A 15723-nucleotide genomic window follows, 5' to 3' on the forward strand; every position below is an offset into this window, starting at 1 on the left:
AAAGCCCGGCATCCAGATCATTCGCACCGCCGGCAAGATGCACTACGAGTTCGTCATGAACACCACCCAGGCGCCCTTCGACAACAACGACGTGCGCATGGCGCTGAAGCTGGCCATTGATCGCGAGGATTTCCTCAAACGCATCTGTCACGGCTACGGCACCCTGGGCAACGACCATTCCCTGTGTCCGGCCTACCGCTATTACGCCAAGCTGCCCCAGCGCGTGTACGATCCCGACAAGGCCCGCTGGTACATGAAAAAATCCGGCATCGGAGACTACACTTTCACAATCCACGCCGCCGAACTGCCGTTTACCGGCGCCATCGACGGATCGCAGCTTTACGGCGAGTACGCCGCTAAGGCCGGCATTAAGATCAAGACCATTCGCGAACCCAGTGACGGGTTCTGGACCAACGTCTGGCGCCAGAAACCGTTCATCACCTCCCGCTGGAGCGGCCGGCCCACCGAGGACACCATGCTGACCCTGGCTTACGGCACGGGATCTACCTGGAACGAGAGCTACCTCAGCAATCCCCGCCTGGATGAGCTATTGAAGGCTGCCCGCACGGAGTTCGACACGGAAAAGCGCCACCAGATATATACCGAATGCCAGCAAATCATCCGCGACGAGGGCGGCACGGTGGTTCCGGTGTTTGCCGACTTTGTGGATGTGGCCAACGATCGGGTCAAATTCGGGGAACGCGCCTCGGACTGGCCCCTGGACGGCGACCGTTGTGCCGAACGCTGGTGGTTTGAATCCTGATTTAAAAGCATCGTAATTTCCTTTTTTTAAGGACACGGACGAACACGGATTACCCGGATATTATCAGCGATAAAAAACCAAATATCTGTGAAAATCTGTGTTCCAAATCAACTTGAAACTATCGCATCTTTCAGCCCGGTCTCCGAATTGATGGTCACCTCCGGGATGCCGGAAGGGCTTTTCATTGTCCTGCAGACTATCTTGAGACCGGGCAACGAAGACCGGCCGCCCCGTCCCTATTACGGGCACCAGGCCATTGACACCGTCGCATGCGGCGGCCGGCCGGTAAACACGATCGGCAGCAGCCGCGGTATATCATTTTGTATCCGTCCATGCTGGGCGAAATCACGATCCCGGCAGCGATGGACTGCCTTCGAAAGCAGCTGGATTCCAACCAGATCATGAACCCTGAAAAGACTTGGAACCGACAGCCGCAGGCAAAGACGGCGGATGGGCTGTTCAATTTCACTGCGATCAACTAAGTACTTTTAACAAAAAGATCATCAAGGTAAGGGAGAGTTATATGGATTTAACCCGTTATGAAAAAGAAATGCTGGATGGAAAGTATGGTAAAGGTACTGCCATGGCCATGAAAATTCAGGTGGCCATCGGCGAAACCTTCGACGCGGAAAGAATGGTAGATATCACCCGGGCCCATGTTGCCCTGAGCGCGCAGGATGCGGATTTATGGTTTGTTGAAAAGCTTCTGGAAAATGGTGCCTTCTGTAAGGTGTCTCCCACGGTGAACCCCAGTATCGACCTTAAATACCTCAATGATCATTTATGTGAAATCCCAAAGGCCGGCGTTGATATTGTTACGTCAACCAATGAAGCATATAAAAAAATCGGAGCGACCCTTACCTTCAACTGTACGCCGTACCTCATTCAGAATGTGCCTGTTTTTGGAGAAATTATCGCATTTTCCGAATCCAGCGCAACGCCCTATGCAAATTCGGTCATCGGCGCCAGATCCAACAGAGAATCATCCCAGAGTGCGCTCTGCGCGGCGGTTACCGGCAAAGTGCCTTTATACGGTTTATTGCTGGACAAAAATCGAAAAGCGGAAATCCTTGTCAAGGTCGAGGCGGATATTCAAAGCGATTTTGATTATCAACTGTTGGGGTGGTGCTATCCTGAAAAATATAAGGGACTGGAGGTTCCCGTCTTTTGCGGGATAAAAAAGAGACCGACTCCGGAAGGCTATATGAATTTTGGCGCGCAGTTAAATACCTCGGGAGCGGTATCGATGTATCACATCCAAGGATTTACCCCTGAGGCGCCCACCCTGGAGGAGGCCTTCGGCGGAAATTCGGTAAAAAAAAGCATAACGATTACGGATGAAGATATCGATATGGTGCGAAAGAAACTCTGCGGTGAACCTGGAAAAATTGATTTCGCCATGTTCGGTTGTCCGCATTTTACCATTTCGCAGGTTAAGACCGTGGCCGAAATACTGGACGGAAAAAAAACGGCGGTACCCTTATGGATACTGACCAGCTCATCAACCAAAGAACTGGCAGGTCGGATGGGATTTTTGAACATCATTCAGAGAGCCGGCGGACATATCATTCCAAATACCTGTATCGATGTTCCCCCTTGCTGGTACCCATACTACGGAAAAACCGGTGTGACGGATTCTCCCAAGTGCGCCTATTACTATGAGATCAGAAAAACGAATTTTATTATCAGGCCTTTGAAGGAAAGTGTCGAAGCCGCGATCAGGGGGGAGGTAATTGAATAATGGAAATAAAATGCCGCAAAATATCTGAGGGTAAAGTAGATGGCGAGGTTATTGTTTCAAAGGATTCCGTTTGCTTTTATTTAGTGGAACCTGAAACAGGCGTCGTCGTTGAAAAAAACCACGATATCGAGGGCAAGAGCATTGCCGGTAAGATCCTTGTCATGCCTTCGGGAAAGGGAAGTTCGGTGGTTCAGGCCGATGGCTTGTTCAAGCTCGCAAAAAATGATAAAGCGCCGAAAGCCATGATCATTGAGCATGCCGATACCGTACTGGTCACCGGTGCGATCATTATGGAAATTCCCATGGTACACAAAGTTGAAGCCAAATTTTATAAAACCGTCATAGACGGCGATGTCGTAAGTCTGGATGCCGATAAAGGGATCATCCGTTTAAACGAATAAGGTATACACAATGATGGTAGAACTTAAAATTTCCTATGGGGAAAAATTCCTGTCCGTTCATGTCCCTGAAAAGAACCTACTCGATTATGCTTGCCTGCCCGATGTTCCAGGCGTAGCAAACGAAGCAGAAGCGATCACCCGGGCGATCAAAAATCCTATTGAAATGGATTCGCTGGCGAAGCTGGCAGCACCCGGTCAAAAAATCGCTATTATTGTCGATGATATCACCCGGCCGTCACCAACCCACAAGTTTTTGCCCCCCATTGTAAAAGAGCTTGAAAGTGCAGGTATCAAAGATGAAGATATCACGGTGGTTTTTGCCACCGGCTCCCATCGTCCGCACACGAATGAAGAAAAACAATTTCTTTTGGGGGCCGAATATGCATCCCGCTTTAAGACCATCGACCATGATGCCAACGATAAGGGGGGCATGGTTTTTCTGGGACACACGTCCCGGGGAACACCGGTTGAAGTAAACAAACATGTCGCAGGGGCCGATCTGAAAATACTTACCGGTCTGATCAAGCCCCATTCATATGCCGGGTATTCCGGCGGCGGCAAGTCCCTTTTGCCCGGAGTATGCAGTATGGATACGATCATCGCCGATCATGACTACGACTCCACCCTGCATCCCAACGCACTGGTGGGGCATATGGAAGGCAACCCCATCAGGGTCGATATTGAAGAAGCGGCCCTGTTTGTGGATAACTGTTTCATTGTTAACGGCATCCTCAACTCAAAAAAGGAAATCGTCGCTGTTGTGGCCGGCGATATGATCAAAGCGCATCGTGAGGGGGCCAAGCTTTTGGATACATGGGCAAAGGTTGAGGTCAAAGGTCCGGCCGACATCGTTATTTCTGGCTGCAGCCATCCGACCAGTATCAGCTATTATCAGGCGGCCAACGCCATATCACATTGCGTCAGGATTCCACACCCCATTGTGCGGCCGGGAGGCACGGTAATTGTCGCCGCCCCCTGCCCGGATGGTCTGGGAAGTGACGGTCCCTTTTATGACTTGGTAAAAGAGGCGAATAGCCCGGGTGAAGTTCTGGAGAAACTGCGCCGGCCGGGTTTTTTTGTTCACGACCAATGGGCGGCCCAAAGCTACTGCGGTGATCTAATGGTTGTAAACCTTATCATGGTGACGGATGCGATTGATCAAAAGACCGTGGAGGACATGCTGGCGACTTATGCCCCCTCGGTTAAGGTCGCCCTGGATATGGCCCTTGAGAAACTTGGCCCACAGAGCAAGGTTGTTGTAATCAGCGACAGCCCGTATATCATACCGGTTCTGACAAAGTGATGCATCTTTGAAAAAGCCAATGGACTCGACAACATATTTGGTATTTGCTATAAGAGGACGATTTCTGATAAACATTGCACAATGCTGCCGGCGAGAAGAATCGAGCGAGGAGGGAAATTGAGGTTTCAGATTGTGTAAATCACCAACAAATCAGACTTACATGACTTCAACCTATTGGATAATTGAAATATATAACCCAAATATAACAACGGCAGCTGCAACTGAAATATATGCTTTAAGCAGCGTTTGAGGCGGTTTTTTTTATGGAAGAAAATATCAAAGCGTTCTTGCGGGTACTCGATGCATCGGACAACTCCACCGGTGGCGGTACCGCCGCCTGCGTCGCCGGATCCATGGCTGCCGGACTGATTGGCATGGTTGCTCGTCTGTCCATGGGCAAAGACGGCTTGGAGCCGACGGCGCACTATGAACGGATTGCCGTGCGTGCTGAGGAATTGACCCACGAGTTATTCGACGGCGGGCGGATTGACTCCGAGACCTACGCGGTCATCAGTTCGGCTTACAAAATGGCCCAGGAGACCCCGGAGCAAAAGCGAGCCAGAAGCACGGTCATCCAGAAGGGGATGAAGCATTGCGCCGAGGTGCCATTGGCCAATGCCCGTCTATGCCGTGAAGTTTTGAGTCTGGCCGACACATTGGTTGAAAATTTCAACACCAATGCGACTTCGGACTTACAATGCGGTCGGTATCTTGCCATCGCGGGACTCAAAGGCTGCGCAGCCAATGTCCGCATCAATCTTCCCCATATAAAGGATCAAGTCGTCGTTAAGAGGCTTGAGGACGACTTAGCCGCAGTGCTTTCAGAAACCGAAGTTGCCTGATCAAGGAGAATAATAATGAAGGCCCTGATGTGTGTGCCCAATATAAGTGAGGGGAGCGATCTTAGTGTTGTCGAGAAGGTTGTGGGCACCATTAAGTCCGCTCCCGGAGTAATGCTCCTCGACTACTCCTCTGACGGAGACCACAATCGCTCGGTTATTTCCTATATCGGCGCCCCGGACCCTATGGTGGCGGCCACGAAAAATCTGGTTAAAATGGCGATCGATTCTATAGATATGCGCACCCATAAGGGTTCGCACCCGCGTCAAGGCGCGGTGGATGTGGTCCCGTTCATCCCGGTGCGTGGAATATCGAGTGAAGAGGGCATTGCCATCGCCCACAATTTTGGTAAATGGGTGGGTAATGAACTCCAAATACCCGTCTATTTTTATGAGGACGCAGCGACCCGGCCTGAGCGACAGAGTCTGCCCAAGGTGCGCAAAGGCCAGTATGAGGCCCTGGCGGATAAGCTCAAGGACCCCTTCTATGCGCCTGACGAGGGGCCGTGTAAGTTCGTTGCCAAGACAGGTTCCATCCAGGTTTGCTCCCGATTTCCATTGGTCGCCCTGAATATCAATTTGGCCTCCACCGATCTGGAGATGGCCCAAAAAATTGCCAAGAGCGTACGCCATATCAACGGCGGGTTCCGTTATGTTCGCGCTATCGGGTTGGCTCTGGGAAAGGAAATGCAGGTCCAGGTTTCAATGAATCTGGTTCACTACGAAAAAACTCCCATTCCCATGGTCGTGGAGGCGGTGAAGCGTGAGGCAGCCCGTCACGGGGTCAACGTGGTGAAAAGCGAACTCGTCGGACCGGTTCCCATGGGAGCCATGGTACAGGTTTTCAGCTACTATCTCCAAGCTCACGATTTCTCCATGGATCAGGTCCTGGAAAACGCCTTGATCGGCTGGTCCGGCGAATAGGAAAACACCATGAAGCCGAAGATCGATCTTTTCATCTATGGCGCCTCAGAGGTGATCACCTGTGTCCCGGGTACATCAGGCTCGCTCGGCCGAATCCCCGACGGTGAAATTGCGATCGCCGATGGACGAATTGTGGCCCTAGGCCGACGATTGTCAGGAGAGCAAGGCATCGACCTTGACGCGGCCGAGAAAATCGATATCGGTGGCAAGATCGTTGCTCCCGGTTTCGTGGATTGCCATACCCATCTGGTTTTCGGACGATCCAGGGTCATGGAATACGCCCTCAAAATGACCCAGAGTGTCGCGGAAATCGAAGCCATGGGGCTGAAAACCGGTATCCCGGCCTCTATTCAAATGACCAGGGAAGAAAGTGAAGACGCCATCTTCGCGGAAGCGCTGGATCGTCTGAACCGTATGATGGGCTATGGCACCACAACCGTTGAGAGCAAAAGCGGTTACGGCATTCGTCTGGCCGACGAACTGAAGCAATTGCGGGTTAATCGAAGGCTCGCACAGGCTCAATCTGTCGATGTTGTATCCACCTTCTTGGGAGCGCACGATTTTCCGCCCGAGATCGACCGGGAAGATCCGGTGGCCAGACAAGCCTATATCAGGGAATTGATTGAGGAGATGATCCCGCGGGTGGCCGCAGACGGCCTGGCCGAGTTCTGCGACATTTACTGCGATACCGGTTACTACACCGCCGAAGAGTCGGAGATGATACTCAGGGCCGGGATGGCCCACGGACTTAGACCCAGGATTCACACCGACGCTTACGCCAACATTGGCGGCAGTTCGCTAGCGGCCAGCCTCGCGGCCATATCCGCCGATCATCTCAATTACACGTCACCGCAGGAGATGCACCGCTTGGCCGAGGCCGGCGTGGTGGGCGTGGTCCTGCCTGCCCTGGATTTTGCAGTGGCTCATCCCAACCCGTTTGATGCCAGGGCCATGATCAATGCGGGTATGACACTGGCCTTGGGGACCAATCTGAATCCCGGCAACTGGACCGAATCGATGCAGGTGGTGATGCAGCTGGCTTGCCGGAATCATGGTATGTCGCCGGAGGAGGCCATGCTGGCGGCAACGGTAGGGGCGGCCAAGGCCGTCTGTCGTCAGGATCGAATCGGCTGTCTGGCCGAAGGGTATCAGGCCGACATTCAGGTGTGGGATCTGCCCACCTTCGAGGATGTCGTTTACCGAATCGGCCACAATGCCGTATCCATGGTGCTGAAAAGGGGCAAGGTTGTGGTGGAAGAAGCGGCCTCGTTCCCGCACCGCGAAATACCGGCGGTGTTTTATAAGGGACGACGGTCCGAAGCGACGGTCACTCTCGGCCCCGAGGGCGGGCGCCATTGGCGCCGCGGCCCTTGCAGCAAGGAAGACCAAAACTGCTCGAGCAGATCCGATAACAATGGAGAATAATCATGAAGGACAGGCTCAAGCTTCGGTTTCTCACCGAAGATGACGTCGATCGGATATATGAAAAGTCTCTCAGCCTCCTGTCTGAAAAGGGTGTGAAGGTTGAGTACGAAAAGGCTCTGAAGATAATGGACAAAGCCGGCGCCGTGGTCAATTATGCCACCGAAAACGTCAGGTTCTCCAGAGAACTGGTCGAAGGTGCACTCAAAACGGCGCCCAAAGCCTTTACCGTAAAGGGCAGCCGCGAGCGGCACGACCTCGAACTGCCCCACCCCAGAGGATCTTTCTACACCAGCACCTGCGTGCAGTCGATGAAATACTGGGACCCGGAAACGAAAGGATACAGCGATGTGACGGCCAAATCATGGGCTGAATGGTGCCAGTTGGCCGAAGTGCTGGATAATGTCCACAAGATCGCCATCCAAACACCCATGGACGTACCCGAGGAAACCGCCGACGTCCACGCCTTGAGCATCCAGCTCCGAAATACAGCCAAACCGTTGATGATTCTGGCCTATTGCCCGGAAACGGTCGACTACCATTTCGAACTCTTGCTGGCCAGGGCGGGCAGCCTGGAGGCCTTGCGCGAACGACCCATCGCGCTGACCTATCCGACCTCCCTTTCTCCGTTGAAGTTCAAACCCATGGATCTGGAAACCATCATGCAGTCATGCCGTTATGGTGTTCCGATTGTGGGCAACTCCCTGGCAATTTCCGGGGCAACAGCGCCGGTGACCGAGGCGGGCACCGCCTTGCTGGCGGTGGTCGAAATTTTGGCGATGCTGGTCATGAGCCAGATCTTCAAGCCGGGAGTGCCGTACATCGGCTCGACCTACACCACCACCATGGATATGGCCACGGGCAGCGCCCTTTTGGCCAATGCGGAAAGCATGAGAAGCCGGGCCGCCGCAACCCAGGTGATCAAAGAAAAATTGGGTATTCCGGCCGAGACCTTCTCTTTCATGGCCGACGCCTACATCTCGGACGGACAGGCCGCCATGGAGAAATCACTCATGCCCGCTTTGCTCGACCTGTCGGGCAGTGACATCCAATACGGCATGGGCCGTTTGGGCGGGTCGACCTTTGCCAGCCCCATCCAGATGGTCATCGACGACGAGCTGTTTACCATCATTGAGAAGTGTAATTCGAAGATAGAGGTGAACGATGAAACCTTGGCAGTTCAGGAGATTATAGACAACGCGCCGGACAGTCAATTCGTCACCAGCATGCACACATTGCGCCATTGCCGGGAGATTATCCGTCCCAGTCTGTTCGTCGCCAAGGGTGTGGGCACCTGGGAGGACGAAGGCGCCAAGGATCTGTACGAACGCGCTGTTGAAAAATACAAGGCCTTGAAACAGAAATGCCAACCCCAGCAGTTGCCCGATGACGTGCTCAAGGAGATGGACAACATCGTAAAGCATGCCGATTCCAAACTGGCCGGTAAACACAATTAGAAAACCTTGCAATACATCTTGGCGCTTGGCGATTACGATTTACAGGGCCGGGAACTGCTTGCAGTGAACCGGGTTTGCGCCTGCTTTAATTAGACCGATCGGTTCCTGAACGGGATAGGTCCGGATGTGGGAGATGAAAGGATAGAGTTTTATGGGAAATGATGAACCCGAGGGGAATATCGTTCGATTTGCACACCGTGAGCGGAGGCCCGTATGACCAGCCGGACCATCATTTCCGATGGAACGGTCGGCACCCTGTGCAGGCAGTGTGATATGTATTGCGGCATCAATATTCAGATCGAAAACGGCCGGCTGACAAAGACCACCGGTGACAAAAGCCATCCAGTCGGCCGCGGGAAAATCTGTCCCAAGGGCACGGCCGCCTTGGAGATGATCTATCACCGTGACAGGATCTTGAGCCCCCTTAAGCGAATGCCCAATGGGCAGTTTGAACCGATTCCCTATGACCGGGCAATCACTGAAATTGCCGATAAAATATCTGCAATCAAGGCCGACCTGGGAGCCAAATCGGTGGGTGTATGGACGGGTGAGGCGATCGGTTTTCTTCAGCAGGAAGAGTATGCTCGACGATTCAGCCACGCCCTCGGCTCTCCCAATTATTTCTCCGCCGAGTCGGTCTGCTACGCGGCTCGCCACATCGCCTATTACCTCGTCCAGGGATACTATCCCACCTGTGAAGATTACGCCAATTCAAGCGTCATCCTGATCTGGGGGGCCAACCTAGAAATTACGCACCCGCCCTTTATGCGTGAAGTTTTGGAAGGCAAGCAAAAGGGCGCCAAGATAGTTGTCGTTGATCCCCGCAAAACCAGGACCGAAAGGCATGCCGACCTGGTCGTCAGGACCATTCCCGGAACCGACGGCGCCCTGGTCTGGGGGTTGATCAACCATTTGATCCAGAATGGTCAATACGACACCGAATTTGTCCGGCAATACACGGTCGGTTTCGCCGATTTCAGGGCTTATGCCGAGAAGTTCGATCTGACCTATGTATCCCGGGAGACCGGGGTGCCGGTCGATACCATTAGACAGCTGGCCGAACTGATCGGCCGGAATGTGCCCAGGATATCCCAATATGTGGGCATCTCGTTCGAACACCAGGTCAACGGCGTGAACGTTATCCGGGCGCTGGTATCTCTGGGGAACATTTGCGGTTCGAGTGATATCCCCGGCGGCAGCCCGTGGCCGGACCATCCGGATGTTCGGAGCCTGACGCTTTACGACCACCTGCCGTTGGCTGATTTTCGGCCCATTGGGGCGGAGAGGTTCCCTCTGTTGTACCAATTCCGGAAGCAGTGCTCATCGCTGATGGCCATGGACTACATGTTGGGACAGGGCGATTATCCGCTCCGCGGCTGCATCATTTCCGGGGCCAATCCGGCACTGACCAATCCCAACGCTGCTAAAGTGAAGCAGGCGTTGAGCAGCCTGGACCTGCTGGTGGTCAAAGACCTGTTCGCCACCGAAACGGCCCGGCTGGCCGATTACATCATTCCGGCGGCCTCATTTTTGGAACGTAGCGAACTTCACTACTATCCCTACAAACATCTGGCCGCCTTGACCCGCAGGGTGATCGAGTTCGAGGGGGTTCGCAACGAATACGATTTCTGGAAGGATTTGGCCGACGCACTCGGGTTTGGCGAGCGATACTTTCCCTGGCCCGACGAAACGGCTGTCAACCGATGGATAGTTGAAGGCAGCGGTCTTGATTTCCAGGCCCTGGAAAAGCACACCTGCGGGGTTGTCTACGCCCCCGTGCGATGGCGTAAATTCGAGCATTGCCCATTTCCGACACCCAGCGGGAAAATTGAACTGACGACGGACGTCACCACGTTCAGAGGATTGCCGTCCATCCCGGTATACCTCCCACCCCGGCATCGAATCGGCTGTGGTGGTGCGGCTACCTTCCTGCTGGCCACCGGTGCACGCAGCCCGTTCTATTACCATTCCAGATACCGCAACATCGAGCGCTTCCAAAAAAGAAACCCCGATCCGGTAGTGGAAATCAATGTGCGGGACGCCGAGCGTCTGAGCATTTCCAACGGTGAAAAGGTCCGCATTGTCAGCGCGACCGGTGAACTGGTGATTTCAGCAAAAATTCTAAAAGCAGACGAGGTGTTGCCCGGACTACTCCAGATCGGTCACGGTTGGGACCAGGGCAATGTGAACCTGCTGACCGACGATGCCGATGTAGATCCCATATCCGGCTATCCGAACTTGAAACACGTTGTCGTCAGGGTTGAGAAGACCCAAACTGAATCCGCAATTTCCGGTTAAGTGACGTTTTTGCCTTCAGCTTTGGGTGCTTTTGCGCTTTGCCATATTTTTGGTTTCTGGCACTTAGCGGCCATCAGCGCCGTCCGTTTTCGTTCTGGCGGTTCAGCTTGTCGGGAAACTGGGATCGCGATTAGATATGAGACTTGCTTGTCCATGAAAAATTCAATCTATCAATTTTGCAAACGGAATTACCTGTTTGATATCTCGGCTTACCTGGTTTTGATGATCGGCGGTGCGCTCATCCTGATCAAAGGCGCTGAAGATCAGGGGTATTACTGGCAGTGGTTTCGAATTCCCCGGTATCTTTATGAATTCGACGACGGCCGCTTCATTGCGGGGCCCATTCTGAAAGGGCTCAAGGTCACCCTGAACATTACCTGGATGAGCCTTGTTCTGACTTACATCATCGGGCTTGTCACCGCCTTGATGCGCCTTTCCAACTCGTTGCTGGCAAGGGGTATTGCCCGGGTTTATCTTGAGATTACGCGCAACACGCCATTGCTGGTGCAGATATTCTTTATGTATTTCGTTGTCGCCCCCATTCTGGATATGGACCGGTTCGCCGCCGGGGTCCTGGCGCTGAGCCTGTTTGAAGGGGCCTATGCCTCGGAAATTTACCGGTCCGGCATCGTGGCCGTTAACAAGGGACAATGGGAGGCCTCCTACACCCTGGGGCTGAGTACGTACCAGAATTATCGTTACATCATTTTACCGCAGGCCATCCGGCGTATTCTTCCGCCTTTGACCAGCCAGGCGGTTTCCCTGATCAAGGATTCGTCCCTGGTCAGTGTCATCGCCATATACGAGATGACCATGTACGCCAATGAAATCGCCTCGGAGACATTCCTGGTATTTGAGATATTCTTTACCATCGCGGCAATTTATCTGGCTCTGACCATTACATTATCGCGGGTCGTAGCCTATTTTGAAAAACGCACCAGAGTCGTTTCTTGAGTTTGCTCACCGCCGTCTGCCCAATAAAGGTGGGGATGAGTTGAAATAAGTATCCTTGACAAATTTAGCAACCATTGAGGCACGCCCATGAGCACCAAACAATTTGGCGATTACATTATTCGCGTTGACAGCATCGACAAGACCTTTGCCAATGGTGTGGTGGCGCTGAAAGATTTTTCCACGGACATTCGCCGCAGCGAAGTCGTGGTCCTTATCGGACCGTCCGGATCCGGAAAATCAACATTTCTGCGCTGTCTGAACGGGCTGGAGGAGATCGATTCAGGCTCGATCACCATCGACGGCATCCCGCTTGACGAAAACAAGAAGAACCGCCTGGAAATCCGCAAGGAAGTGGGCATGGTGTTTCAGCACTTCAACCTCTTCCCGCACCTGACGGTTTTGAGAAACATCACGCTGGCACAGATGCTCGTCCGCAAACGGCCCAAGGCTGAAGCCGAAGCCGAAGCCATGAAATTGCTGAAGAAGGTGGCCATATCAGAAAAAGCCGACAGTTTTCCCAACCAACTCAGCGGCGGACAGCAGCAGCGTGTGGCCATTGCCAGGGCGCTGGCGATGAAACCGAAAGTCATGATGTTCGACGAAGCAACCAGTGCCTTGGATCCGGAGATGATCGGGGAGGTCCTTGAGGTGATGAAAGACCTTGCGGTCGAAGGTATGACCATGGTCGTCGTGACCCACGAAATGGGATTTGCCCGGGAAGTCAGTGACTGGGTTATCTTTATGGAGAATGGCATGAAGGTGGAAGAAGGAACGGCAGAACACTTTTTTACCGATCCGAAAGAAGATCGCACCAAACTTTTTCTCAGTCAAATCCTTTAATTAAGGTATGGGAAAACATCCATGATAGTTTTTCAACAGTCTGATAATATTGAATTCCCTGCTGCTTGTCGTAAGGCGGCGGAGATGGTGTTGCACGGGGTCGAACTGAAAGCAAGCAATGGATCAACGCCCCCTTCAGAAACGGCTCCCGGAGTATCCGCAAAATTACCATAGAGGAGAGAAAACCGGAAGAAACTTTCAAAACCGACCACCACCAAAAGCAAAGGAGACCAAGACAATGAAAAAGGGAAGGATGACTAAAAGACGTTTATGGGCGATGGCGGCGGCAGTTATGATAACGCTGATGTTCTGCCTTGCGGGATCGGTGTCTGCCGATGATATTAACAAACAAATTGCGATGTCCAGCATCATCGACAAGGTGATGCGCAAAGGTACCCTGCGAGTCGGCCTCTCTTCATTCGTGCCCTGGGCGATGCAGGACAAAAAGGGAGAATGGATCGGGTTCGAGATCGACGTGGCCAAGCAACTGGGCGAAGACATGGGGGTCAAAGTCGAGTTTGTTCCTACCAAGTGGGAAGGTCTCATTCCGTCGTTGCTGACAGGCAAGTTTGACCTGATTATCGCCGGTATGACCGGAACGCCTCAGCGGGCCTTGAAAATCAACTTCACGATTCCCTACGATTATTCGGGCATGAATGTCGTGATTCACAAGGATTTTGCAGCGGGGGTGACCAACTATATGGATCTGGACAAAAAAGACAACACCATTATTTCACGGGTCGGCACCACCGGCGCCGCTTTGGCCAAGGAAACCTACAAGAATGCCACGGTACGGCTGTTTCCCGACGAGGGCCCCATGGTGCAGGAACTCCTGAACGGCAAGGCTACCGCTCTGCTGGCCTCGGCACCTCAACCGGCCCAATTGGCCGCTAAATATCCCGACACGCTGGTGCTGCTGGATGAAAATCTGGTGCAACAGCCGATCTGCATCGGCGTTCCCAAGGGCGATCCGGATACGCTCGCCTATTTGAACAACTGGATTACCGTCGTGCGCAACAACGGTTTCATCCAAAAGAAGGTCGACTACTGGTGGAAGAGCCTGGAATGGGAAGCGCTGCTTAAATAAACTTCCAGATAGAAAAGTGCAATGGTTCCGGATAGTTTTGACGGATTCATTGCACTTTAAAAAAGAAGCCTTCAGGAAAATTTGATGTACAAAAAAAATATCCGACTCAAAAAATCCGACTTCATTGTCGGCGCCCTTTTCCTGATGGTGTGCGCGGCCACCTATTACCGGGTGGAAATCGGGCTCAACTACGATTGGAACTGGGGAAAAATCCCCCAATTCCTGTTCCGCTATGATGAGGCGAGCGGAAAGTGGGTATCCAACGTGTTGATGTGGGGCCTTTTCAACACCATCCGTCTCAGTATCTTCGGCACCCTTCTGGCCATTATCCTGGGCACGATCATGGGGATCTGCCGGTCATCCAAGGTGGTGTTCTTCAGGCTAATCAGCGGGACCTATGTCGAGACCATGCGCAACCTGCCGCCGCTGGTGATCATATTTTTGGTCTATTTTTTCATCGGTAACCACCTCCTGCCATACAGCCATCTGGGCGATGCACTGCAAGGCCGGGACAACCTCCTGGTGACGCTGGTCACCTTTTGCTTGGCTCCGCCGGAGAGCCTGACGACCTTCCTGTCGGCCCTGTTCACCCTGGCAATTTTCGAAGGTGCTTATATCACCGAAATTGTCAGAGCTGGGATCCAGTCCATTCGCAGAGGCCAGTGGGAAGCAGCCCACTCTTTGGGCATGACAAAATACCAACAGATGAGATACATCATACTGCCCCAGGCCTTCCAGCGTATTCTGCCGCCTCTAGCCGGCCAATTCATCTCTCTGATCAAAGACTCATCCATCGTTTCGGTTATTTCTATAGCCGAACTATCCTTCAGGGCCAATGAACTGATGACCGGTACCCTGCTCACCATGGAAATATGGATAACGGTTACCGTTATGTATCTCATGCTGACGCTGCCCTGTTCCATCGCGATCCAGATGCTTGAAAATCGGGTGGCAAGAGGGTTGAAGTGATGCCGGCCCGAATGTTTCTGTAAAAAGTGTAAGGATCTTCTTGCGTTGGCTTCGCCTCCTCTTCAGGAAACATTTACGAATTCTTTTTCACGGATAGGAGAGTGGGAACAATTGATGATTCTAAGTACACGTCTGCACAAATACGATGACGTATTAGAGTTGCATTTTTGACCTATTCATGGCATAATCCTTCCACGGAAAGGAGGTGATTATGCCAAGAAAAAGCCCATATAGGATCATATTAACCGCAGATGAAAAAATACGATTACAGGCTATCGCACGAAAATATACGTCACCGTATCGTGATGTCATGCGGGCCAAGATCGTCCTCCTTGCCGCTGAGGGGTTTTCAAACAAGCAAATCGGTCAACGGCTTGAGTTGCCTCGACAGATCGTCTCCAAATGGCGAAAGCGCTTCTTTGACCAACGCCTGGCCGGTCTCCAGGAAAGGCCACGGCGCGGGAGACCCGGCGCTTTTTCCCCCTGAGATCATTGTTGCTGTCAAGGCGCTTGCCTGTCAGTTGCCCAAACAGCTCGGACTTCCTTTTTCCAGATTTACACACGATGAAATCGCCCGGCAGACTGAAAAACATGGAATTGTAGCTTCCATCAGCGGCAAAACTGTCTGGCGCTGGCTGAGCAAGGATGCTATCCGCCCCTGGTGTTACCGAAGCTGGATTTGGCCACGAGATCAAGATTTGGAACAAAAAGCCGCAAGGGTCCTG

15 protein-coding genes are annotated in these 15723 nt (G+C 52.7%); all 15 read left to right on the forward strand.

What is annotated here, in order from left to right:
• Positions 1 to 763, forward strand: a 763-nt coding sequence (locus tag ACZCED_RS22995; RefSeq protein ID WP_464861855.1) for an ABC transporter substrate-binding protein, incomplete at its 5' end; no start/stop codon positions are given.
• 418 nt (positions 764 to 1181) lie between these two features.
• Positions 1182 to 2504 (forward strand): aconitase X catalytic domain-containing protein, encoded by a 1323-nt coding sequence (locus ACZCED_RS23000; RefSeq protein WP_464861856.1) that lies wholly within the window; start codon positions 1182 to 1184, stop codon positions 2502 to 2504.
• Entirely contained in the window at positions 2504 to 2905 is a 402-nt protein-coding gene (locus tag ACZCED_RS23005) for an aconitase X swivel domain-containing protein (RefSeq protein ID WP_464861857.1), read from the forward strand. The genes ACZCED_RS23000 and ACZCED_RS23005 overlap by 1 nt, the downstream gene beginning before the upstream one ends.
• A gap of 10 nt (positions 2906 to 2915) precedes the next feature.
• Positions 2916 to 4208, forward strand: a complete 1293-nt coding sequence (locus ACZCED_RS23010; protein WP_464861858.1) for a nickel-dependent lactate racemase family protein — start codon at positions 2916 to 2918, stop codon at positions 4206 to 4208.
• Between the two features lie 263 nt (positions 4209 to 4471).
• A complete protein-coding gene (locus ACZCED_RS23015) occupies positions 4472 to 5050 on the forward strand; it encodes a cyclodeaminase/cyclohydrolase family protein (protein ID WP_464861859.1) in 579 nt (192 codons plus the stop codon).
• Positions 5051 to 5065: 15 nt separating this feature from the next.
• Positions 5066 to 5971, forward strand: a complete 906-nt coding sequence (gene ftcD, locus ACZCED_RS23020; RefSeq protein ID WP_464861860.1) for a glutamate formimidoyltransferase — start codon at positions 5066 to 5068, stop codon at positions 5969 to 5971.
• A 9-nt stretch (positions 5972 to 5980) separates the two neighbouring features.
• A complete protein-coding gene (gene hutI, locus ACZCED_RS23025) occupies positions 5981 to 7396 on the forward strand; it encodes an imidazolonepropionase (RefSeq protein ID WP_464861861.1) in 1416 nt (471 codons plus the stop codon).
• A gap of 2 nt (positions 7397 to 7398) precedes the next feature.
• The gene (locus ACZCED_RS23030; RefSeq protein WP_464861862.1) at positions 7399 to 8850 is read left to right on the forward strand and encodes a trimethylamine methyltransferase family protein; all 1452 of its coding nucleotides are present in this window, start codon (positions 7399 to 7401) and stop codon (positions 8848 to 8850) included.
• Positions 8851 to 9063: 213 nt separating this feature from the next.
• Complete coding sequence (locus ACZCED_RS23035) at positions 9064 to 11148, forward strand: molybdopterin-containing oxidoreductase family protein (protein WP_464861863.1); 2085 nt, start codon at positions 9064 to 9066, stop codon at positions 11146 to 11148.
• A 153-nt stretch (positions 11149 to 11301) separates the two neighbouring features.
• Positions 11302 to 12102: an amino acid ABC transporter permease gene (locus ACZCED_RS23040; protein WP_464861864.1), complete on the forward strand. Its 801-nt coding sequence runs from the start codon at positions 11302 to 11304 to the stop codon at positions 12100 to 12102.
• Positions 12103 to 12189: 87 nt separating this feature from the next.
• Positions 12190 to 12942 (forward strand): amino acid ABC transporter ATP-binding protein, encoded by a 753-nt coding sequence (locus tag ACZCED_RS23045; protein ID WP_464861865.1) that lies wholly within the window; start codon positions 12190 to 12192, stop codon positions 12940 to 12942.
• Positions 12943 to 13300: 358 nt separating this feature from the next.
• Positions 13301 to 14029, forward strand: a complete 729-nt coding sequence (locus ACZCED_RS23050; RefSeq protein WP_464861866.1) for a transporter substrate-binding domain-containing protein — start codon at positions 13301 to 13303, stop codon at positions 14027 to 14029.
• Positions 14030 to 14113: 84 nt separating this feature from the next.
• On the forward strand, positions 14114 to 14998 hold the full coding sequence (locus tag ACZCED_RS23055) for an amino acid ABC transporter permease (protein ID WP_464861867.1): 885 nt from the start codon (positions 14114 to 14116) through the stop codon (positions 14996 to 14998).
• Between the two features lie 310 nt (positions 14999 to 15308).
• Positions 15309 to 15485, forward strand: coding sequence for a helix-turn-helix domain-containing protein (locus ACZCED_RS23060; protein WP_464861869.1), 177 nt, complete (start codon positions 15309 to 15311; stop codon positions 15483 to 15485).
• Positions 15486 to 15519: 34 nt separating this feature from the next.
• Positions 15520 to 15723: hypothetical protein (locus tag ACZCED_RS23065; protein ID WP_464861868.1), on the forward strand; the 204-nt coding region annotated here is incomplete at its 3' end.

It is taken from the genome of Desulfosarcina sp. (genome assembly GCF_055467485.1).

What these genes read in the sequence shown, in the direction of transcription:
- ACZCED_RS23005 (WP_464861857.1), top strand. Translation starts at nt 2,504, where the DNA reads ATGGAAATAAAATGCCGCAAAATATCTGAGGGTAAAGTAGATGGCGAG.
- ACZCED_RS23010 (WP_464861858.1), top strand. Translation starts at nt 2,916, where the DNA reads ATGATGGTAGAACTTAAAATTTCCTATGGGGAAAAATTCCTGTCCGTT.
- ACZCED_RS23015 (WP_464861859.1), top strand. Translation starts at nt 4,472, where the DNA reads ATGGAAGAAAATATCAAAGCGTTCTTGCGGGTACTCGATGCATCGGAC.
- ftcD (WP_464861860.1), top strand. Translation starts at nt 5,066, where the DNA reads ATGAAGGCCCTGATGTGTGTGCCCAATATAAGTGAGGGGAGCGATCTT.
- hutI (WP_464861861.1), top strand. Translation starts at nt 5,981, where the DNA reads ATGAAGCCGAAGATCGATCTTTTCATCTATGGCGCCTCAGAGGTGATC.
- ACZCED_RS23030 (WP_464861862.1), top strand. Translation starts at nt 7,399, where the DNA reads ATGAAGGACAGGCTCAAGCTTCGGTTTCTCACCGAAGATGACGTCGAT.
- ACZCED_RS23035 (WP_464861863.1), top strand. Translation starts at nt 9,064, where the DNA reads ATGACCAGCCGGACCATCATTTCCGATGGAACGGTCGGCACCCTGTGC.
- ACZCED_RS23040 (WP_464861864.1), top strand. Translation starts at nt 11,302, where the DNA reads ATGAAAAATTCAATCTATCAATTTTGCAAACGGAATTACCTGTTTGAT.
- ACZCED_RS23045 (WP_464861865.1), top strand. Translation starts at nt 12,190, where the DNA reads ATGAGCACCAAACAATTTGGCGATTACATTATTCGCGTTGACAGCATC.
- ACZCED_RS23050 (WP_464861866.1), top strand. Translation starts at nt 13,301, where the DNA reads ATGTCCAGCATCATCGACAAGGTGATGCGCAAAGGTACCCTGCGAGTC.
- ACZCED_RS23055 (WP_464861867.1), top strand. Translation starts at nt 14,114, where the DNA reads ATGTACAAAAAAAATATCCGACTCAAAAAATCCGACTTCATTGTCGGC.
- ACZCED_RS23060 (WP_464861869.1), top strand. Translation starts at nt 15,309, where the DNA reads ATGCGGGCCAAGATCGTCCTCCTTGCCGCTGAGGGGTTTTCAAACAAG.